Below are 18410 nucleotides of genomic sequence, written 5' to 3' on the forward strand. Positions count from 1 at the left end.
GGCTAATCGGCCAAGGTGCTCAAGTCTCCCGGATCCTGCCCGAGGGCCTGGGCCTTGAGGGCGCGGCGGACGATCTTGCCGGAGCGGGTCTTGGGGAGGCTGGGCCGGATCTCGATCTCGCTGGGCATCGCGATGCCGCCCAGGTCCTCTCGGACATGGTCCTTGAGGCTGGCGATGAGCCCCGGGCCCGTGGAGATGCCGGCCTTGACCACCACGAAGGCCATGATGCGCTCGCCCTTGATGGGATCCGGCAGACCCACCACGGCGCTTTCGGCCACGGCCGGGTGGCGGATGAGCGAGCCCTCCACATCGGAGGTCCCGATACGGTGGCCCGCCACATTCAGCACGTCGTCCGAGCGCCCCAGCACGGCGAAGTAGCCATCGGCGTCCTTCACGGCCACGTCGCCCACCGTGTAGTAGCCCGGGATCTCCTTCCAGTAGTCCTCGTAGCGCTTGTGGTCGTTCCACACGGTCCGCAGCATGTAGGGCAGCGGGAACTTGATGACGAGCAGGCCGCCCTGGCCGTCGGGAACCGGCGAGCCATCGTGGTTCACCACGGCCAGCCGGGCCCCGGGCATGGCCTTGCCGGCCTTGCCGGGCCGGACCTCGAAGGTGGGCAGCGTGCCGATCACCGGTCCGGCGATCTCGGTCTGCCACCAGTTGTCCACCACCTGGCCGTTGCCCTGGCCCACCAGGTGCTGCTGGGCCCAGCGGTGGGCCTCGGGGTTCAGGGGCTCGCCCGCGCAGGCCATGAGGCGCAGCTTGCTGAGGTCGAACTTGCCCGGGGCCTCAGCGCCGTGGCTCATCCACATGCGGACGGCGGTGGGGGCCGTGAACATCACGTTCACGCCGAAGCGCTCGCAGATCTCCCAGGTGACCTCCGGGCTCGGGTAGTCCGGCGCGCCCTCGCGGCAGAGCACCGTGGCGCCGATGCTGAGGGGGCCGTAGACGATGAAGCTGTGCCCCACGATCCAGCCGATGTCGGAGGTGCTCCAGTAGATGTCCCGCTCCTGGATCTGGTAGAAGGCCTTGCTCAGGTAGTTCACGCCCACCAGGTAGCCGCCCGTGGCGTGCACCACGCCCTTCGGCTTTCCGGTCGTTCCGCTGGTGTAGAGGATGAACAGCGGGTGCTCGGCATCCACCATCTCCGGCTCGCAGTGGATCTCCCGGCCCTGCTGGATGTCGTAGAAGTCCTTCTCGCGCTCGCTGGCGAAGGTCACTGGCGCGTCGCCAGGGCGGGAGCCCCGCCGGTGGACGATGACATGGTCCACGGAGGCCAGGTCGCGCACGGCCTCGTCCACGATGGGCTTCAGGGGGATGGCCTTCCCGCGCCGGTAGGTGAAGTCGGAACACACCACCACCTTGGCCCCGGCGTCCTCGATGCGGGTGCGCAGCGCGGCCTGGCCCATGCCCGCGTAGACCACGCTGTGGATGGCGCCGATGCGGGCGCAGGCCAGCATCGAGATGATGCCCTCTGGCGTGAGCGGCATGTAGAGGATGACGCGGTCGCCCTTCTTCACCCCCAGGCGCTTGAGGGTGTTGGCGAAGCGGTTCATCTCGCGGTAGAGCCGGTTGTAGGTGTAGGAGCGCTCGTCGCCGTCCTCACCCACCCACAGCAGGGCGGCCTTGTTGCGGCGGTCGCTGTGCACGTGGCGGTCGATGCAGTTCACGGTGGCGTTCAGTTTGCCGCCCACGAACCAGGCATGGTCGGTGGCGTTGAACTCGAAGACCTTGGTCCAGGGCTCCGCCCAGTCCAGGGCCCTGGCCTTGTCACCCCAGAAGGCGGCAGGGTCATCCTCGGCCAGGGAACGCTCTACCTCGTAGTTGATGGCCGCCTGCTTGGCCAGCCACCCGCGCATGGGAATGGGGGCCTCCCCCTTCTGCAGCGCCTCGATGGTCTTCTGCTGGGTAATGCTGATTTCCACGTCGCTCATGGAAGACTCCGAGAACGGGGTGAGGTGGATCGGGTTGGATGGGTTGGGAGGGAAGGTAGCACGGGACCACCGCCCGCGGCCGGGAAAGGATGACGGGGGTCACAGCTACACTTTCCCGGGAGCAGCCCATGTCCAAGCCCCTCAGCCCCTCCAGTTCCTACGACCTCCACCCCAGCGTCGCCTATGTCCAGAGCATCCTGGCCAACCTCGAGGCCCGGACCGGTCGCACGCTGGAAGCATGGGTGGCTCTGGCGAGAGCGGAAGGCCCCTCTGACGGCAAGGCGCGCGTGGTCTGGCTGAAGGCCCAGGGGCTGGGTGCCAGCCAGGCCGGGCTCGTGGCCCAGCGGGCCGCGGCCGGGCCCGGCCATGCCTTCGACGACACGCCGGCAGGCTACCTGGCGGCGGCGCCCGGCTATGTGGAGGCGCAGTACGGCGGGAAGAAGGCCGCCCTGCACCCCCTCTTCGAACGCATCGTCGAGCTGGCCCGGAGCCTGGGTCCCGAGGTGAAGATCTGTCCCTGCGAGACCATCGTCCCCTTCTACCGGAACCATGTCTTCGCCGAGGTGAAGCCCTTCGCCTCGCGGCTCGACCTGGGCTTGGCCCTGGGCGATCCCGCCGCCGTCGCGGACCTCTCCGGCCGCCTGAAGGACACCGGCGGCTTCCGGAAGAAGGACCGGATCACCCACAAGCTCGAACTCACCGGCGTGGCGGACCTGGACCTCGCCCTGGCCTGGCTCCGGCGGGCCTACGGGCGGGACTTGAAGGCCTGAAGAGAAGGGGCGGCCCTCAGTTCCGGCTGGCGTCTTCCAGGGCGGCCATGTCCTCGGCGGCCAGGGTCAGGGAGGCCGCCCGGAGCAGGCTTCCGAGCTGATTCAGCGAAGTCGCGCTGGCGATGGGCGCGGTGACGCCGGGCCGGGCCATCAGCCAGGCCAGGGCGACCTCGGCGGGCTTCGCCCCGTGCCGGGCGGCTACGTCGTCGAGCGCCCGGAGGATGCGGAAGCCGCGTTCGTTGAGGTAGCCCTTGACCCCGCCGCCGCGCGGGCTCTGCCTCAGGTCGGCCTCGCTGCGGTACTTGCCGCTGAGGAAGCCCTTGGCCAGGCTGAAGTAGGTAATGACGCCGAGGCCCTCGGCCATGGCCAGGTCGCGCAGAGCGCCATCGTAGCTTTTGCGGTCGTACAGGTTGTACTCGGGCTGCAGCACCTCGTAGCGCGGGAGGCCCTTGGCTCCGGCCGCATCCAGGGCCGCGCGCAGCTGGCCCGCGTCGAAGTTCGAAGCCCCGATGGCCCGCACCTTCCCGGCGGCGATCAGCTTCTGGTAGGCGCCGAGGGTCTCCTCGTTCGAGGCGTCGGGGTCGTACTTGTGGGACAGGTAGACATCGATGCGATCGGTCTGCAGGCGCCGCAGCGAGTCCTCCACCGCACGCTCGATCCAGGCCGCGGACAGGCCCTTCCCGTCCGGCGTCATCGGCATGCCGACCTTGGTGATCAGGGTGATCCGGTCGCGGCAACCGCGGGCATGCATCCACTCGCCGAGGATGGTCTCCGACTCGCCGCCCACGTTGCCGGGCTTCCAGGTCGAGTACACATCGGCCGTGTCCACCGTCTCGAAGCCGGCCCCAGTGAAGCGGTCGAGGATATCGAACGAGGTCTGCTTGTCGATGGTCCAGCCGAATACGTTGCCACCGAAGACCAGTGGCGAGATCGCGAGGCCGGTGCCGCCCAGCGGGCGCTTGGGGATCATGGGAGCCTCCTCCTTCAGTCGGTCGGAATCAGGGAATCGCCACGTTCACGCGCTGGATCTTCAGCACCCGGTCCAGGTCCTTCGGATCCAACCCCACGAGGAAGCCGCGGCTGCCGCCGTTGAGGTAGATGCGGCCCAGGTCGAAGAGGCTGGCCTCGGCATGCACGGGCATGGCCTTCCGGGTGCCCAGGGGGCTGGTGCCCCCCACCAGGTAGCCGCTGTGGCGGTTGGCCACCTCGGGCTTGCAGGGCTGCACGGCCTTCGCGCCGATCTGGCGCGCCAGCTCCTTGGTGCTCACCTCGCGGTCCCCGTGCATGAGGATGATCAGGGGCGCGCCCTTCTCGTCCTCCATCACCAGGGTCTTGATGACGGCGTGCTCATCCACGCCCAGCTCCCGGGCGCTCACGGCCGTGCCGCCGTGCTCCTCGTAGCGGTAGGGGTGTTCGGTGTAGGGCACGCCCGCCTGCCTCAACAGCCGGGTGGCATTCGTTGACGGGGACTTGGCCATGGCACCATGATTCCACGACTCGGCAGGAGGCCCCGTGTCCATGTCGCCACCCGACCCCCTCCTTGCGATCGCCCTCGCCTTCGTGGCCCTGGGGCTGCTGGACCGGCTGGGGCTGTGGATGGAGAGCCGCGGGTGGATCTATTGGCGGAGGCGGAGGGCTCGGGGGTCCGTCCTGGGAACCACCTTCCTGGAGCTGCAGAAGATCTTCGAATCGGGCAAGACCGAGCACGTCATCGAGGCGAAGCAGGACGGGGGGAAGGAATCGCCCGGTCCCTCCGCGGGCCGCCTGGCGGCGGATCACGCCGAGATCGACCTCCTCTTCCGGGAAGCCCGGGCGGCGGTGGCAGCCCGGCGCCAGGCCGAGGCCCATCGGGCCGTGGACCGCCTCTGGATGCGCCTGGCCGTCCACATCCGCGCCGAGCACACCGTGCTCTTCCCCGCGCTGGCCGAGACCCGGCCCGAGCTGAAGGCCACCCTCCAGACCCTCAGGGAGGACCACGATGTCTTCATGGCCACCCTGGCCACGGCCGTGAACACCTTGAAGGGTCCCGAGGTGGACTGGGCGGCGGCGCAAGCCGCCCTGGTGGCGGTCAGCAGCCGCCTGGGCCCCCACAACGCCCTCGAGGAGGAAAGCGTCTATCCCCTGGCCGACCAGTTTCCCGACGCGCAGCGGCGACGGCTGGTGGGGGACCTGTCCCGGGAGCTGGCCGCCCTCCCCAGGCGCTACGAAGAGGGCTAGCCCTCGAAGGCGCGGAACCGCGCCCCTGCGGGCACCTCGAGACCGAAGACGTCGCGCAGGATCGGGATCACCTCCTCCGGCGCCAGCTCGCGGCCGGCCACCTCGGCCCCGCGGAGTTCGGCGTAGGCGCGGTTCCGCAGGATGCGGCGCACCTCGGGGCCGGGCAGCTGGGCCGTGAGCGTCCGGATGAACCGCGACTCCGGATGGGTGCTCGTGTAGTGGTTGGCCATCTCGAAATCGACAGGGAAGCGCGCTTCAGGCTGGAAGGCGTAGAGGTCCTCCCAGCCCTCCTCGCGGCGGGATTGCAGCACGCACAGGCCGCCTTCCCCGCTGACCCGGTAGAGGTTCTGGAACTGGGCGTGGGCCTGGCCGTCCAGCGGGACTGGATGGAGCAGCCCCTCGCCGCCGAAGCCCACGTCGCACAGCCAGGAGCCGCCTGCCAGCCGCGCGATCAGCAGCATGTGGGTGCGGGGCAGGACCTCCGGCGCCCCGAGCCGGACCCGGGCCTCGCAGGGGATGGCCTCGAAGCCGGCCGCCCTCAGCACGGCCAGGAACAGGGTGTTCTGCTCAAAGCAATAGCCCCCGCGCCGCCGCCGCACCAGCTTGTCCTGGAGCGAGGCCAGGTCCAGCCGGATGGGCAGGCCCAGCTGGATGTCCAGGTTCTCGAAGGGGATCGTCGTGGCATGGGCGAAGTGGAGGGCGCGGAGGGTCTCCAGGCCCGGTTCCAGCGCGCCCGCGAAGCCGATGCGCCGCAGGTACGCGGCCAGGTCCAGGTCAGCGGACATGCAGGCCCATCCAGGCTTCCCGGTTCCGGCGGATCTGGGCTGCGTGGATCTCCAGGTGGGCGGCGTAGCTGCGCAGCCAGTCGTCCGTGCCGTAGGGGCCGCTGTGGGTGTGGCGCCCCAGGCGCCCCCAGGCCGGCTCCGGAAGCCGGGAGAGCGTGGCCACCGTGTGGGCGCGCAGGGCCACGATCAGCTCCAGGGCCAGGTCCGGATCCGAGGCGTGGTAGTCGAAGCGCCGGGCCCACTCGTTCTCGTCGTAGCCCACGATAAGCGGCTCGGGATCGGCCAGCAGCAGGCGGATGCGGGTGGCCGCATAGGTCTCCGAATCCGCGCAGTGGATCACCACCTCATGGGCGCTCCACCGGCCCTCGCCGGGGCGCCAGGCGCGGGCCTCCGCGGGAACGTCCTCCCAGGCCCGGCGCAGCAGGTCGGGGCCCTGGCGGTAGCGGAGGAGGTGGGCCTCCCGGATGGCGGCATCGAAGGACATGGGCACCTCGGGGCCAGTGTCCCATTCTTCCTGGCCCCTCAGGAATGGTGCAGCGGGCGGCTCGATCATAAGCCTCGAATTGCGATGCAAGGCTGTCTATCATGGGCCAGATCCCCCCTTCGGAGTCCCCATGTCCTCCCGATGCCTGACCAGCCTCGCCTTGGCCCTCGCGGCCAGCCTGCTCCACGCCCAGCGCCCCACGATCCAGGCCCCGCCCGCCAACGGCGGCACTTCCGCGCCGCGGCCCGTGGCCGCGCCAGATGCGGCCGAGCCCAAGCCCTACGACAAGGTGATCACGGCCGAGGCGAAGTCCCAGGACGGCCTGATCAAGGTGCATCAGCTGAAGGGCAAGCTCTACTTCGAGATCCCCAAGGCGCGACTGGACCGGGAGCTGCTGCTGGTGGTGTCCGCCAACCGCACCCCGGCCAACATCGACCATGCGGGGAGGGTGCTGGATTCGGACACCGTGCGCTGGGTGCTGAAGGAGCACCGGGTGCTGCTGCAGCAGGTCTCCCATTCGGTGGTGGCCGATCCGTCCAAGCCCATCGCCAAGGCCGTGGAGGCTTCCACCAGCGCCACCATCCTCATGAGCTTCCCTGTGGAAGCCTTCGCCAGGGATGGTTCCCCCGTCATCGAGGCGAGCCGCCTGTTCACCACGGAGATCCCCGAGTACAGCGCCCGCCAGTTGCTGGGCGCCCAGCTGTTCGACCCCTCCCGCAGCTTCGTGGACAAGGTGAAGGCCTTCCCGGCCAACCTCAACATCGAGGCCCTGCAGACCTACAGCGTGCCCTTCAGCCCCGCGGGCGCCGCAGCCCTTCCCGCGCCCTCGCCCTTCGGCACGCCCACGCTGCGTCCCGGCACCAGCGGCACCGTGGCGATGTTCTACTCCTTCGTCGAGCTGCCCGAGAAGCCCATGCTGCCCCGGGTCTCCGACGAGCGCCTGGGCTTCTTCAGCGTGCGGAACACGGACTACGGACGGCCCGAGCATGAGGCCGCCCGCCGCACCTACATCACTCGCTGGCGCCTGGAGAAGAAGGATCCCGCCGCCGCCGTGAGCGAGCCCGTCAAGCCCATCACGTTCTACATCGACCGTGCCACGCCGGCCCAGTGGGTGCCCTTCGTGAAGAAGGGCGTGGAGGCCTGGCAGCCCGCTTTCGAGGGCGCGGGCTTCAAGGGGGCCATCGTCGCGAAGCTGGCGCCCACCAAGGAGGAGGATCCGGACTTCGACGCCGGGGATGCCCGCTACTCCGTGATCCGCTGGGTGCCCTCCCCGGTCGCCAACGCCTACGGGCCGCACATCAGCGACCCGCGCACCGGTGAGATCCTGGAAGCCGACATCGTCATCTACCACAACATCCTCCAGCTCCAGCGCGACTGGTACTTCACCCAGGTGGCGCCCCTGGACAAGCGGGCCCAGACCCTGCCCCTGCCCGATGACCTCATGGGCGAGCTGCTGGCCTACGTGGTGACCCACGAGGTGGGCCACTCCCTGGGCTTCCCCCACAACTTCAAAGCCAGCTCCCAGTACCCCTTCGAGAAGATCCGCGACAAGGCCTGGGTCAGGCAGATGGGCCATGTGTCCACCCTCATGGACTACAGCCGCTTCAACTACGTGGCCCAGCCCGAGGATGGCTTCGATCCCGCGGACCTCATCCCGAAGCTCGGTCCCTACGACAAGTTCGCGGTGAAGTGGGGCTACACGCCGATTCCCGCGGCAAAGACCGCCGATGACGAGAAGGCCACCCTCAACGAGTGGCTGAAGGTCCAGGAGACAGAGCCCTGGTTGCGCTTCTCCACCGCCGGCGGCGCGGGCGTGGACCCGGGCGAGCAGACCGAGGCCGTGGGCGATGCGGACGCCGTGAGGGCCACGACACTCGGCACGAAGAACCTCCAGAGGATCATGGGGTTCCTGCCGAAGGCGGCCCTGAAGCCCGGTGAGGACTTCAAGGACTTCGCCCACCTCTACGAGGCCATCTGGGGCCAGTGGCGACGGGAGCTTGGCCACGTGGCCGTACTCGTGGGCGGCTTCGACACCGAGAACAAGCATGCCGGGCAGGACGGCGGCCGGTTCACGCCCGTGCCGCGGGCCCGCCAGGCCGAGGCCGTGAAGTACCTCAACGGGGCCGTCTTCAAGACGCCCACCTGGCTGATGGACCCCGCCCTGCTGGCCAAGCTGGAGCCTGACGCAGGGCAGGTCCGGCTGCTGGCCGCACAGCGCGGCGTGCTGACCGCCCTGCTGGACCGCGCCCGCCTCACCCGCCTGGAAGAGCAGGAGGCCCTGCTGGGGGACAAGGCCTACACCACCGCCCAACTGCTGACCGACCTGCGCGGGGGCGTCTTCACGGAGCTGCAGGCCCCCGGGGCCAAGGTCGCCCCCGCCCGGCGGAACCTCCAGCGCGCCTACCTGGAGCTCCTGGGCAACCTGCTGAACCAGGCCCCGGCCCCCAGCCTGGCCATGGGCGGGCTCGGCATGTCCCAGCTGCCCGTGAACACCAGCGACGACACCCGCGGCGTGGTCCGCGCCGAGCTGAAGGCCCTCCAGACCCTGGTGGCCCGGCCCGGCGGCGACAAGTCCCTCCGAGCCCACCTGGATGACCTGAAGGACCAGATCGCCCGGATCCTCGATCCCAAGTTCGCGGCGCCCTCCGCGTCCACCGGTGTCACGATCACCACCCGCCGCGTCAGCGAGACCTGCTGGCCCGGCCTGGAAGACCTTCAGGATTGAAAGAAGGAGATTCCATGCGCCCCACGCCGCTCCGCTCCCTGGCTCCCTTCGCTGTCGGCCTGATGATCCTGTCTCCTCTGCGTGGCGGAGATCGGGTCACGGGCCGGGCCTTCGCCACCCGCTCCGAGGTGGCGGCCCAGCACGGCATGGCCTGCACCAGCCAGGCCCTGGTGACCCAGATCGCCCTGGATGTGCTTAAGCAGGGTGGCTCCGCCGTGGACGCGGCCATCGCCGCGGACGCGGCCCTGGGCTTGATGGAGCCCACGGGCAGCGGCATGGGCGGCGACCTCTACGCCATCGTGTGGGACGCGAAGACGAAGAAGCTCCACGGCCTCAACGGCAGCGGCCGCTCGCCGAAGTCGCTCACCCTCGATCACTTCAAGAAACTGGGCCTCAAGCACATCCCGCCCCAGGGGCCGCTCCCTGTGAGCGTGCCGGGCTGCGTGGACGGCTGGTTCGAGCTGCACAGGAAGTTCGGCAAGCTGCCCATGGCCCAGGTGCTGGCCCCGGCCATCCGCTACGCCAAGGAGGGCTTTCCCGTCAGCGAGCTCATCGCCTACTACTGGGGGCGGAGCGTGCCGGTGCTGGGCAAGTACCCGGGCTTCCTGGAGACCTTCACAGTGGACGGCAAGCGGGGCCCCGTGAGCGGCGAAGTCTTCCGCAACCCGCGCCTGGCGAAGACGCTGGAGCTCCTGGCCAGGGACGGCCGCGATGCCTTCTACAAGGGCGAGATCGCCCGGAAGATCGACGCCTACATGAAGGCCAACGGCGGCTTCCTCAGCTACGAGGACCTGGCGGCCCACCACTCGGACTGGGTGGAACCCGTCAGCGTCAACTACCGCGGCTACGACGTGTGGGAGCTGCCCCCCAACGGCCAGGGCATCGCGGCGCTCCAGATGCTGAACATCCTCGAGGGCTACGACTTCTCGAAGATCCCCTTCGGCAGCCCGCAGCACGTGCACCTGTTCACGGAGGCCAAGAAGCTGGCCTTCGAGGATCGGGCCAAGTTCTACGCTGACGCCGCCTTCATGAAGGTGCCGTTGTCCTGGCTGCTCTCGAAGGACTACGCCGCCCAGCGCCGGGCCCTCATCGGCGATCGCGCCTCGCGCCGCCTGGAGGCGGGCCACCCGCCCCTGAAGGAAGGCGACACCGTCTACCTGACCACCGCCGACGGCGAGGGCAACATGGTGAGCCTCATCCAGAGCAACTACCGCGGCATGGGCAGCGGCATGACGCCCGGCGACCTGGGCTTCTGCCTCCAGGATCGCGGCGAACTGTTCAACCTCGAAGAAGGCAACGCCAACACCTACGCCCCCGGCAAGCGCCCCTTCCACACCATCATCCCGGGCTTCATCACCAGGGACGGCCAGCCCTTCCTCAGCTACGGCGTCATGGGCGGCGAGTTCCAGCCCATCGGCCACGTCCAGATCGTCATGGACCTCATCGACTTCGGCATGAATGCCCAGGAGGCCGGGGACGCCCCCCGCATGAGCCACGACGGCTCCCCCGAGCCCACGGGCGAGAAGGGGAAGCTACCGGGTACCATTCAACTGGAGAGTGGCTTCCCCTACGAGACCGTCCGCGAGCTGATGAACCGCGGCCATGGCGTGGGCTGGATGTTCGGCGGCTACGGTGGCTACCAGGCCATCCGCTGGGATCCCAGGCAGAAGGTCTACTTCGGGGCCAGCGAGTCGCGGAAGGACGGCCAGGCGGCAGGCTACTAGGAATTAGCCCCGAAGACGGCGCCGGTGGGCGACCCTTCCGAATCGCCCATGTAGAATGGACGCGGCGGGAGTCTATGCCTGCCCTCTGCGGGGGATGGTGCCCCGCCAAAGTCATATCGTTCGCGCCCAGCGGCGTTCTCAGGGGAGTTGACCGTGCTGCAAGCCTATCGCCAACATGTTGCCGAGCGTGCCGCCCTCGGAATTCCGCCCCTGCCGCTCACCGAGGCCCAGACCGACGAGCTCACCCGCCTGCTGGCCCAGCCCCCCGCGGGCGAAGAGGCCTTCCTCCTCGACCTGCTGACCCACCGCGTCCCCGCCGGCGTGGATGACGCCGCGCGCGTGAAGGCGGCCTTCCTGGCGGCCGTGGCCAGCGGCAAAGAGAAGGTGGCCCTGGTCTCCCGTGAGAAGGCCACCGAGCTGCTGGGCACCATGCTGGGCGGCTTCAACGTGAAGCCCCTCATCGACCTGCTGGACGACGCCACCGTGGGCGGCCTCGCCGCCGAGGGCCTCAAGAAGACCCTGCTGGTCTTCGACGCCTTCGCGGACGTGAAGGCCAAGGCCGACCAGGGCAATGCGAATGCGAAGGCCGTGCTGAAGAGCTGGGCCGAGGCCGAGTGGTTCACCAGCCGCCCCGAAGTGCCCCAGAGCCTCACCCTGACCGTGTTCAAGGTGACCGGCGAGACCAACACCGATGACCTCTCCCCCGCCCCCGACGCGTGGAGCCGGCCCGACATCCCGCTCCACGCCCTGGCCATGCTGAAGAACGCCCGCCCGGGCATCAACCCGGATGATCCGGGCAAGGTGGGCCCCCTCAAGCAGCTGGAGGCCCTCCAGGCCAAGGGCAACCTCATCGCCTACGTGGGTGACGTGGTGGGCACGGGCTCCTCCCGCAAGTCCGCCACCAACTCCGTGCTGTGGTTCACCGGCGAAGACATCCCCTTCGTGCCCAACAAGCGCTTCGGCGGCGTCTGCCTCGGCTCCAAGATCGCCCCCATCTTCTACAACACCATGGAGGATGCCGGCGCCCTGCCCATCGAACTGGACGTCAACAGCATGGACATGGGCGACGTCATCGAGCTGCGCCCCTACGAGGGCAAGGCCCTGAAGAACGGGAAGGTCATCGCCGAATTCAAGGTGAAGTCGGACGTCATCTTCGATGAAGTCCGCGCCGGGGGCCGCATTCCCCTCATCGTGGGCCGGGGCCTCACGGCCAAGGCCCGCGCGGCCCTGGGCCTGCCCGCCTCCACCGCCTTCCGCCTGCCCGCGATCCCCAAGGACACCGGCAAGGGCTTCTCCCTGGCCCAGAAGATGGTCGGCAAGGCCTGCGGCGTGGCCGGCATCCGCCCCGGGACCTACTGCGAGCCCCGGATGACCACCGTGGGCTCCCAGGACACCACGGGCCCCATGACCCGCGACGAGCTGAAGGATCTGGCCTGCCTCCAGTTCTCCGCCGACATGGTGATGCAGTCCTTCTGCCACACCGCGCCCTACCCCAAGCCCGTGGACGTGAAGACCCACCGCGAGCTGCCGCCCTTCATCACCAACCGCGGCGGCGTGTCGCTGAAGCCCGGCGACGGCGTCATCCACTCCTGGCTGAACCGCCTGCTGCTGCCCGATACCGTGGGCACCGGCGGCGACTCCCACACCCGCTTCCCCATCGGCATCTCCTTCCCCGCGGGCTCGGGCCTGGTGGCCTTCGCGGCCGCCACGGGCGTCATGCCCCTGGACATGCCGGAATCCGTGCTGGTGCGCTTCAAGGGTGAGCTGCAGCCCGGCGTCACCCTGCGCGATCTCGTCAACGCCATCCCCTACTACGCCATCCAGCAGGGGCTGCTCACCGTGGAGAAGAAGGGCAAGAAGAACATCTTCAGCGGCCGCATCCTCGAGATCGAGGGCCTGCCCAAGCTCAAGGTGGAACAGGCCTTCGAGCTGTCCGACGCCTCCGCCGAGCGCTCCGCCGCGGGCTGCACTGTGCGCCTGGACCAGGAACCGATCATCGAGTACATGACCTCGAACATCACGCTCATGAAGTGGATGATCGCCAACGGCTACGAGCACCGCGAAACCCTGGAGAACCGCATCAAGGCGATGCAGGCCTGGATCGCCAAGCCCGAGTTGATGGCCCCCGATGCGGACGCGGAATACGCCGCCGTCATCGAGATCAACCTCGCGGACGTGAAGGAACCCATCGTGGCCTGTCCCAACGATCCGGACGACGTGAAGCTGCTGTCCACCGTGGCCGGGGACACCATCGACGAGGTGTTCATCGGCTCCTGCATGACCAACATCGGCCACTTCCGCGCCGCCGGGAAGCTGCTGGACGGCAAGACCGACCTCTCCACGCGGCTCTGGATCGCCCCGCCCACCAAGATGGACGCCTACATCCTCACCCAGGAGGGCTACTACGGCATCCTCGGCCGCACCGGCGCCCGCATGGAGATGCCCGGCTGCTCCCTGTGCATGGGCAACCAGGCCCAGGTCCGCAAGGGCAGCACGGCCATGTCCACCTCCACCCGCAACTTCCCGAACCGCCTGGGCCTCGACACGCGGGTGTACCTCGGCTCCGCCGAGCTGGCCGCCATCTGCGCCCTGCTCGGGAAGATCCCCACGGTGGCGGAGTACCAGGCCCAGATCGGCGTGGTGGACGCCAAGGCGAAGGACATCTACCGCTACATGAACTTCGACCAGATCGCCGATTTCCGCGAGGTGGCGGACACCATCCAGGTCTAGCTTTTCCCGACTCGGAAAATGGCCCGGGGGCACCGCCCCTGGGCCATTTTCCGAGATGGCGATCCGGCCATGTGTGCTAACCTCATCGTTCTTGACCACCTTTCGGGGGGTTCCCATGGGGATCTTTGAGGGCCACATCCGCGTCCACGACGGCGATCGCTTCGCGCTGGTGGCCTCGCGCTGGAACGATTTCATCGTCGACCGCCTCATCGAGGGCGCGAAGGACTGCATCCTCCGCCACGGCGGTCACGAGGAACAGATGGACCTCATCCGCGTCCCGGGGAGCTTCGAGCTGCCCCAGGCGGCCAAGCTGGCGGCTCAGAGCGGCCGCTATGCCGGCGTCATCGTGCTGGGCTCGGTGATCCGGGGGGGCACACCCCACTTCGACATGATCGCCGCCGAGGTCACCAAGGGCGCGGCCCAGGTGGCCCTGGATACCGGTCTGCCGCTCTCCTTCGGCGTGCTGACCACGGACAGCGTGGAACAGGCCATCGACCGGGCCGGCGCCAAGATGGGCAACAAGGGCTGGGAGGCCGCCCAGAGCGTCCTCGAGATGGCCGATCTCGCCCACACCCTCAAGGCCGGGACGAAGGGACGCAAGTAGATGGGAGTTCGCCGCCGGGGGCGCGAGTACGCCCTTCAAATGTTGTACGCCATGGACCTTACCGGCTACACGCCGGACCAGGTCTTTGCGGGGTTCTATGCCATCCAGGACCTGAACCGGGATGCCTTCTACTACGCCCGCCGGCTGGTGGACGGCGTGCACGGCCACATGGAAGAGATCGACGAGGTGCTGACGAAGTACGCCGAGCACTGGAAGATCCACCGCATGGCCGCCGTGGACCGCAACCTGCTGCGGCTGGGGCTCTTCGAGCTGATGTACGTGAAGGAGGTACCCTTTCCCATCGTCATCAACGAGGCCCTGGAGATCGTGAAGGAATTCAGCGACCAGGAAGGCACGCAATTCCTCAACGGCATCCTCGACGCGGCCCGCAAAGAGTTCCGCCCCGAAGAAACCGGCCCCCGGCTCCGCAAGAAGGCCGTGGCCGCAGACCCCCCGGAAGAATCGTGACCTGACCCTCTCTGGCTGGTTTGGTATGCTCGTTCCCTTCCCCAGCCCGATCCGACCGTTGGAGCCTTGATGAGCACCTCCCGCAAGAAGTCCGCTGCCCCAAAGAAACCCGCCCCGGCCCCCAAGGGCGCCGCCGCACCCAAGGCCGCCACCAAGACCGCGGCCCCCCGCGCCACGCCGGGCACCTCCCTGGGCCTGGACGAGATCAAGGCCCTCATCGCCCTGGTGGGCCGCGAGCCCTTCCAGGAGTTCGAGTTCGAGGCCGGCGACATGCGCTTCCGCATCCGCAAGGATGGCCCGGCCCCCGTGGTGCATGCCGCCCCCGTGATGGTGGCCGCCCCCGCCATCCAGCCATCCTTCGCTGCCGCCGCGATCCCCGCCGCCGCAGCCGCCGTTCCCGCGGACGAGCCGGGCATCCACTATGTCACCAGCCCCATCGTCGGGACCTTCTACCGGGCCTCCAATCCCACGGCGGCCCCCTACGCCTCCCCCGGCGACTTCGTTAAGCCCGGCCAGACCCTCTGCATCGTCGAGGCCATGAAGCTCATGAACGAGATCGAGTGCGACGTGGCCGGCGAGATCGTGAAGGTCCTGGTGGAGAACGGCACCCCCGTCGAATACGGCGAGCGCCTCTTCGCGGTCCGGATCGGCTAGCCATGGCCGCAGCCATCAAGCGCAAAGCCTCCCCCGCCGCGGTCGCCTCCGACGCCCCGCCCTTCAAGAAGGTGCTCATCGCCAATCGCGGTGAGATCGCGCTCCGCGTGATCCTGGCCTGCAAGGAGATGGGGATCCAGACCGTGGCCGTCTATTCCGAGGCCGACCGCAACGCCCTCCACGTGCGCTTCGCCGACGAAGAGGTGTGCATCGGCCCCGCGCCGTCATCCAAGTCGTACCTCAACATCCCCCAGGTCATCGCCGCTGCGGAAGTCACGGGAGCGGAGGCCATCCACCCCGGCTACGGCTTCCTCAGCGAGAACGCGCACTTCGTGGAAGTCTGCCAGGCCTGCGGCATCACCTTCATCGGGCCCAGCCCCGAGATCATCCGCAAGATGGGCAACAAGGCCCAGGCCAAGGCCACCATGCTGGAAGCGGGCGTGCCGCTCATGCCCGGCAGCGACGGCATCATCGAAACGGTCGAAGAGGCCCTGGTGGTGGCGGAGCAGATCGGCTATCCCGTCATCGTCAAGGCCAGCGCCGGCGGCGGTGGGCGCGGGATGCGCATCTGCAACAACGCCGAGGAGCTGCCAGATCTCTACAACACGGCCCGCAGCGAGGCCAAGGGCGCCTTTGGCGACGACAGCGTCTACATGGAGAAGTACCTCCTCGAGCCGCGCCACATCGAAGTCCAGATCATGGGCGACCTCTTCGGCAACGTGGTGCACCTGGGCGAGCGCGAGTGCTCCATCCAGCGCCGCCACCAGAAGCTCATCGAGGAGAGCCCCAGCGCCGTCCTCGACCCCGCCCTGCGCCAGCGCATCTGCGACACCGCCGTGAAGGCCGCCCGGGCCGTGGGCTACTACAACGCCGGCACCATCGAGTTCCTCCTCGACAAGCGCGGCGACTTCTTCTTCATGGAGATGAACACCCGCGTCCAGGTGGAGCACCCCGTCACCGAGCTGGTCACGGGCATCGACATCGTGAAGGAACAGCTCCGCATCGCGGCCGGCCAGAAGCTGAGCTTCCGCCAGGAGGACGTGGTCCAGAAGGGCCATGCCATCGAGTGCCGCATCAACGCCGAGGATCCCTTCAAGTTCACGCCCTGCCCCGGCCGCATCACGGCCCTGCACTTCCCCGGCGGCCCCGGCATCCGCGTGGACACCGCCATGCACCAGGACGCGGTCATCCCGCCCCACTACGACTCCATGGTGGCGAAGCTCATCGCCTACGGCGCCAACCGCACGGAAGCCATCGCCCGCATGCGCCGCGCCCTGGACACCCTGGTGATCGAAGGCATCAAGACCACGGCCCCGCTCCACCGCCGCATCATGGACCACCCCGACTTCATCGCCGGCACCTTCTCCACCAAGTGGATGGAGGGCTTCCTCGAAGAGCTGAAGCGGGATCCGTCCGGGGATCCGCGTTGACGGGTCGCTCATCAGGCGACTGAATGTCGCCTGATGAGCGGGGACCCGCCCGCGGATCCAGAGCAACCAGATCGGCCTCCCCCTTCCCCGGCATCATTCAGGAATGCCGCAGAATCCGATAGACTGAATCTCGTGCCGCTATAGCTCAGTTGGTAGAGCGCCCGCCTTGTAAGCGGATGGTCGTTGGTTCAATTCCGACTAGCGGCTCCAATCCCGGGAGCCTCATGGACCACTCAGCCCAGCGCCGACCGTGAGCGACCCCACCCCCGCCCGCCCCAGCCTGCTCCGCTCCGCGGGGGTCGTGGGCTTCATGACCCTGCTGAGCCGGCTCACGGGCCTGCTCCAGACCTTCTTCCTCAGCCACGTGCTGGGCGCGGGGGCGGCGGCCGACGCCTATGCCGTCGCTTTCCGGCTGCCCAACATGCTGCGCCGGTTCACCGCCGAAGGCACCATGACCGCCGCCTTCCTGCCGACCCTGGCGGAGGCGGAGGCCACCGAGGGCCAGACCGCCGTGAAGGCCGTGGCGGCACGCTTCCTCGGCACCCTGCTGGCCCTGCTGTTGGCGGGGGTCGTCCTGGTGCTGCTGTTCATGGGGCCCCTGGCGGGACTGCTGATGATGGGGCGCCCGGAATCCCAGGGCGAGCTCACGACCCTGCTGGGCCGCATCATGTTCCCCTACCTGGCCCTGGTGAGCCTCACGGCGGGCTTCACCGGCCTGCTCAACCTGCGCCACCGCTTCGCCCTGGCCGCCTCCGTCTCCGTGTTCTGGAACCTGGCCTTCATCGCCTTCGGGTGGACCGCGCTGCGGGTGCTGGAGCAGAAGGGGCGCCTCCCCCTCGAGACCGTGGCCGTGATCTGTGCCATCGCCGTCCTGGCGGGCGGCGTCCTCCAGCTCCTGGTGGTGCTGCCTGCGGTGCGGCAGGAGGGTTTCAGCCTCTCCTTCGGCCTGCACTTCCGGGATCCCTGGGTGGCGAAGGCCCTCAAGCGCATGGGTCCGGGCCTGCTGGCGGCGGGCATCTACCCCATCAACGCCCTCATCAGCGCCATGCTGGCCTCCCTGCTGCCCAACGGCGCCCAGATGGTGCTCTACAACAGCGGAATGATGGGCGAGATGGTGCTCGGGCTCTTCGCCATGAGCCTCGCCACCGCCAGCCTGCCCACGCTCTCGCGTCAGGCGGGCGCCCAGGACTGGCCGGGGATGAACCGCAGCCTCACCCAGTCCATCTCCGCCTCGGCCCTGCTGGTGCTGCCGGCCTCCGTGGGGCTGGCCGTGCTGGCGCGGCCCATCTGCGCCCTGCTCTTCCGCACCGGCGCCTATACGCCCGCCGCCTCGGACTGGACGGCCCTCACCCTGGTGTTCCAGTCCGTGGGGCTGGTCTTCGTGGCGGCCCAGCGGCTGGGCAACCAGGCCCTCTACGCCCTCAAGGACTACCGCGGCCCTGCGGCCTTGGCCGGCGGCACCCTGCTGCTGAATGTGGCCCTCAGCCTCGCCCTGCTCAAGCCCCTGGGCACCGGCGGCCTGGCCCTGGCCAACGGCCTCGCCAGCCTCGCGGGCCTCATGGGCCTGCTGCTGCGCCTGCGCCCCCGCCTGCCGGGCCTGGACCTGCGCCCGCTCCTGAGCGCCACCGCCCGCGTCCTGGGGGCCTGCGCCCTCATGGGCGTGCTGGCCTGGGGCGGCGCCCGGTTCCTCGCCCTGGACGCACCCCACGCCTTCACCCGGGCCCTGCTCGCCTTCCGCCTGCTCCCCCTGGTGGCCCTGTGCGCGCTGGTCTACGGCGGGACCGCCGCGGGGCTCGGACATCCCGAAGCGAAGGCATTGGCCAAGAAGATCCAGCAGAAACTGCGGCTATAAACGGAAGGGCCGGGCAAAGCCCGGCCCTTCCTC

Annotated in this window: 15 protein-coding genes and 1 tRNA gene; 11 read left to right on the forward strand and 5 right to left on the reverse strand. The window is 68.9% G+C overall.

The annotated features are described in order from the left end of the window. Window positions 1–2 precede the first annotated feature (2 nt). The gene (gene acs, locus QSJ30_RS11965; protein ID WP_285609548.1) at window positions 3–1934 is read right to left on the reverse strand and encodes an acetate--CoA ligase; all 1932 of its coding nucleotides are present in this window, start codon (window positions 1932–1934) and stop codon (window positions 3–5) included. Between the two features lie 128 nt (window positions 1935–2062). Between acs and QSJ30_RS11970 the strand changes: the two genes are divergently transcribed. Further along, the gene (locus QSJ30_RS11970) at window positions 2063–2704 is read left to right on the forward strand and encodes a DUF5655 domain-containing protein (protein WP_285609550.1); all 642 of its coding nucleotides are present in this window, start codon (window positions 2063–2065) and stop codon (window positions 2702–2704) included. 16 nt (window positions 2705–2720) lie between these two features. Here QSJ30_RS11970 and QSJ30_RS11975 read toward each other — a convergent pair whose 3' ends face one another. Together QSJ30_RS11975 and ybaK are read right to left on the reverse strand one after the other, a co-directional pair. Then, entirely contained in the window at window positions 2721–3671 is a 951-nt protein-coding gene (locus QSJ30_RS11975) for an aldo/keto reductase (protein WP_420798793.1), read from the reverse strand. Between the two features lie 31 nt (window positions 3672–3702). After that, window positions 3703–4182, reverse strand: a complete 480-nt coding sequence (gene ybaK, locus QSJ30_RS11980; protein WP_285609554.1) for a Cys-tRNA(Pro) deacylase — start codon at window positions 4180–4182, stop codon at window positions 3703–3705. 40 nt (window positions 4183–4222) lie between these two features. Between ybaK and QSJ30_RS11985 the strand changes: the two genes are divergently transcribed. Next, on the forward strand, window positions 4223–4921 hold the full coding sequence (locus QSJ30_RS11985) for a hemerythrin domain-containing protein (RefSeq protein ID WP_285610036.1): 699 nt from the start codon (window positions 4223–4225) through the stop codon (window positions 4919–4921). On the opposite strand, the gene QSJ30_RS11990 is transcribed toward QSJ30_RS11985, so the two are convergent. After that, on the reverse strand, window positions 4918–5706 hold the full coding sequence (locus QSJ30_RS11990) for an arylamine N-acetyltransferase family protein (protein ID WP_285609556.1): 789 nt from the start codon (window positions 5704–5706) through the stop codon (window positions 4918–4920). The two genes, QSJ30_RS11985 and QSJ30_RS11990, sit on opposite strands and share 4 nt — an antisense overlap. Further along, window positions 5696–6190, reverse strand: coding sequence for a DinB family protein (locus tag QSJ30_RS11995; RefSeq protein ID WP_285609558.1), 495 nt, complete (start codon window positions 6188–6190; stop codon window positions 5696–5698). The genes QSJ30_RS11990 and QSJ30_RS11995 overlap by 11 nt, the downstream gene beginning before the upstream one ends. Before the next feature lie 130 nt (window positions 6191–6320). On the opposite strand from QSJ30_RS11995, the gene QSJ30_RS12000 reads away from it, so the two are divergent. The 9 genes from QSJ30_RS12000 to murJ all read left to right on the forward strand — a co-directional run bounded on the left by QSJ30_RS12000 (window position 6321) and on the right by murJ (window position 18377). After that, complete coding sequence (locus QSJ30_RS12000; protein WP_285609560.1) at window positions 6321–8915, forward strand: zinc-dependent metalloprotease; 2595 nt, start codon at window positions 6321–6323, stop codon at window positions 8913–8915. Between the two features lie 14 nt (window positions 8916–8929). Next, window positions 8930–10639 carry a gamma-glutamyltransferase gene (ggt, locus tag QSJ30_RS12005; protein ID WP_285609562.1) on the forward strand — a complete coding sequence of 570 codons (1710 nt, stop codon included), beginning with the start codon at window positions 8930–8932 and terminating at the stop codon, window positions 10637–10639. A 153-nt stretch (window positions 10640–10792) separates the two neighbouring features. Then, window positions 10793–13369 (forward strand): bifunctional aconitate hydratase 2/2-methylisocitrate dehydratase, encoded by a 2577-nt coding sequence (acnB, locus tag QSJ30_RS12010; RefSeq protein ID WP_285609564.1) that lies wholly within the window; start codon window positions 10793–10795, stop codon window positions 13367–13369. Between the two features lie 115 nt (window positions 13370–13484). Further along, on the forward strand, window positions 13485–13973 hold the full coding sequence (ribH, locus tag QSJ30_RS12015) for a 6,7-dimethyl-8-ribityllumazine synthase (RefSeq protein ID WP_285609566.1): 489 nt from the start codon (window positions 13485–13487) through the stop codon (window positions 13971–13973). Then, complete coding sequence (nusB, locus tag QSJ30_RS12020) at window positions 13974–14441, forward strand: transcription antitermination factor NusB (RefSeq protein WP_285609568.1); 468 nt, start codon at window positions 13974–13976, stop codon at window positions 14439–14441. A gap of 69 nt (window positions 14442–14510) precedes the next feature. Next, the gene (gene accB / locus QSJ30_RS12025) at window positions 14511–15095 is read left to right on the forward strand and encodes an acetyl-CoA carboxylase biotin carboxyl carrier protein (RefSeq protein WP_285609570.1); all 585 of its coding nucleotides are present in this window, start codon (window positions 14511–14513) and stop codon (window positions 15093–15095) included. Between the two features lie 2 nt (window positions 15096–15097). Beyond that, window positions 15098–16525, forward strand: coding sequence for an acetyl-CoA carboxylase biotin carboxylase subunit (accC, locus tag QSJ30_RS12030; RefSeq protein ID WP_285609576.1), 1428 nt, complete (start codon window positions 15098–15100; stop codon window positions 16523–16525). Between the two features lie 134 nt (window positions 16526–16659). Then, window positions 16660–16735: transfer RNA gene (locus QSJ30_RS12035), tRNA-Thr, on the forward strand. Between the two features lie 40 nt (window positions 16736–16775). Continuing rightward, the gene (gene murJ / locus QSJ30_RS12040; RefSeq protein WP_285609578.1) at window positions 16776–18377 is read left to right on the forward strand and encodes a murein biosynthesis integral membrane protein MurJ; all 1602 of its coding nucleotides are present in this window, start codon (window positions 16776–16778) and stop codon (window positions 18375–18377) included. The last annotated feature ends 33 nt before the right edge of the window (window positions 18378–18410 follow it).

It is taken from the genome of Geothrix edaphica (genome assembly GCF_030268045.1).
In the GTDB taxonomy this organism is placed as follows: domain Bacteria; phylum Acidobacteriota; class Holophagae; order Holophagales; family Holophagaceae; genus Geothrix; species Geothrix edaphica.

Bases quoted from the DNA above. Each gene is read 5' to 3' on its own strand.
- QSJ30_RS11995 (WP_285609558.1), bottom strand. From the start codon at position 6,190: ATGTCCTTCGATGCCGCCATCCGGGAGGCCCACCTCCTCCGCTACCGC.
- accB (WP_285609570.1), top strand. From the start codon at position 14,511: ATGAGCACCTCCCGCAAGAAGTCCGCTGCCCCAAAGAAACCCGCCCCG.
- QSJ30_RS11985 (WP_285610036.1), top strand. From the start codon at position 4,223: ATGTCGCCACCCGACCCCCTCCTTGCGATCGCCCTCGCCTTCGTGGCC.
- ribH (WP_285609566.1), top strand. From the start codon at position 13,485: ATGGGGATCTTTGAGGGCCACATCCGCGTCCACGACGGCGATCGCTTC.
- QSJ30_RS12000 (WP_285609560.1), top strand. From the start codon at position 6,321: ATGTCCTCCCGATGCCTGACCAGCCTCGCCTTGGCCCTCGCGGCCAGC.
- accC (WP_285609576.1), top strand. From the start codon at position 15,098: ATGGCCGCAGCCATCAAGCGCAAAGCCTCCCCCGCCGCGGTCGCCTCC.
- nusB (WP_285609568.1), top strand. From the start codon at position 13,974: ATGGGAGTTCGCCGCCGGGGGCGCGAGTACGCCCTTCAAATGTTGTAC.
- QSJ30_RS11990 (WP_285609556.1), bottom strand. From the start codon at position 5,706: ATGTCCGCTGACCTGGACCTGGCCGCGTACCTGCGGCGCATCGGCTTC.
- ybaK (WP_285609554.1), bottom strand. From the start codon at position 4,182: ATGGCCAAGTCCCCGTCAACGAATGCCACCCGGCTGTTGAGGCAGGCG.
- acs (WP_285609548.1), bottom strand. From the start codon at position 1,934: ATGAGCGACGTGGAAATCAGCATTACCCAGCAGAAGACCATCGAGGCG.
- QSJ30_RS11970 (WP_285609550.1), top strand. From the start codon at position 2,063: ATGTCCAAGCCCCTCAGCCCCTCCAGTTCCTACGACCTCCACCCCAGC.
- ggt (WP_285609562.1), top strand. From the start codon at position 8,930: ATGCGCCCCACGCCGCTCCGCTCCCTGGCTCCCTTCGCTGTCGGCCTG.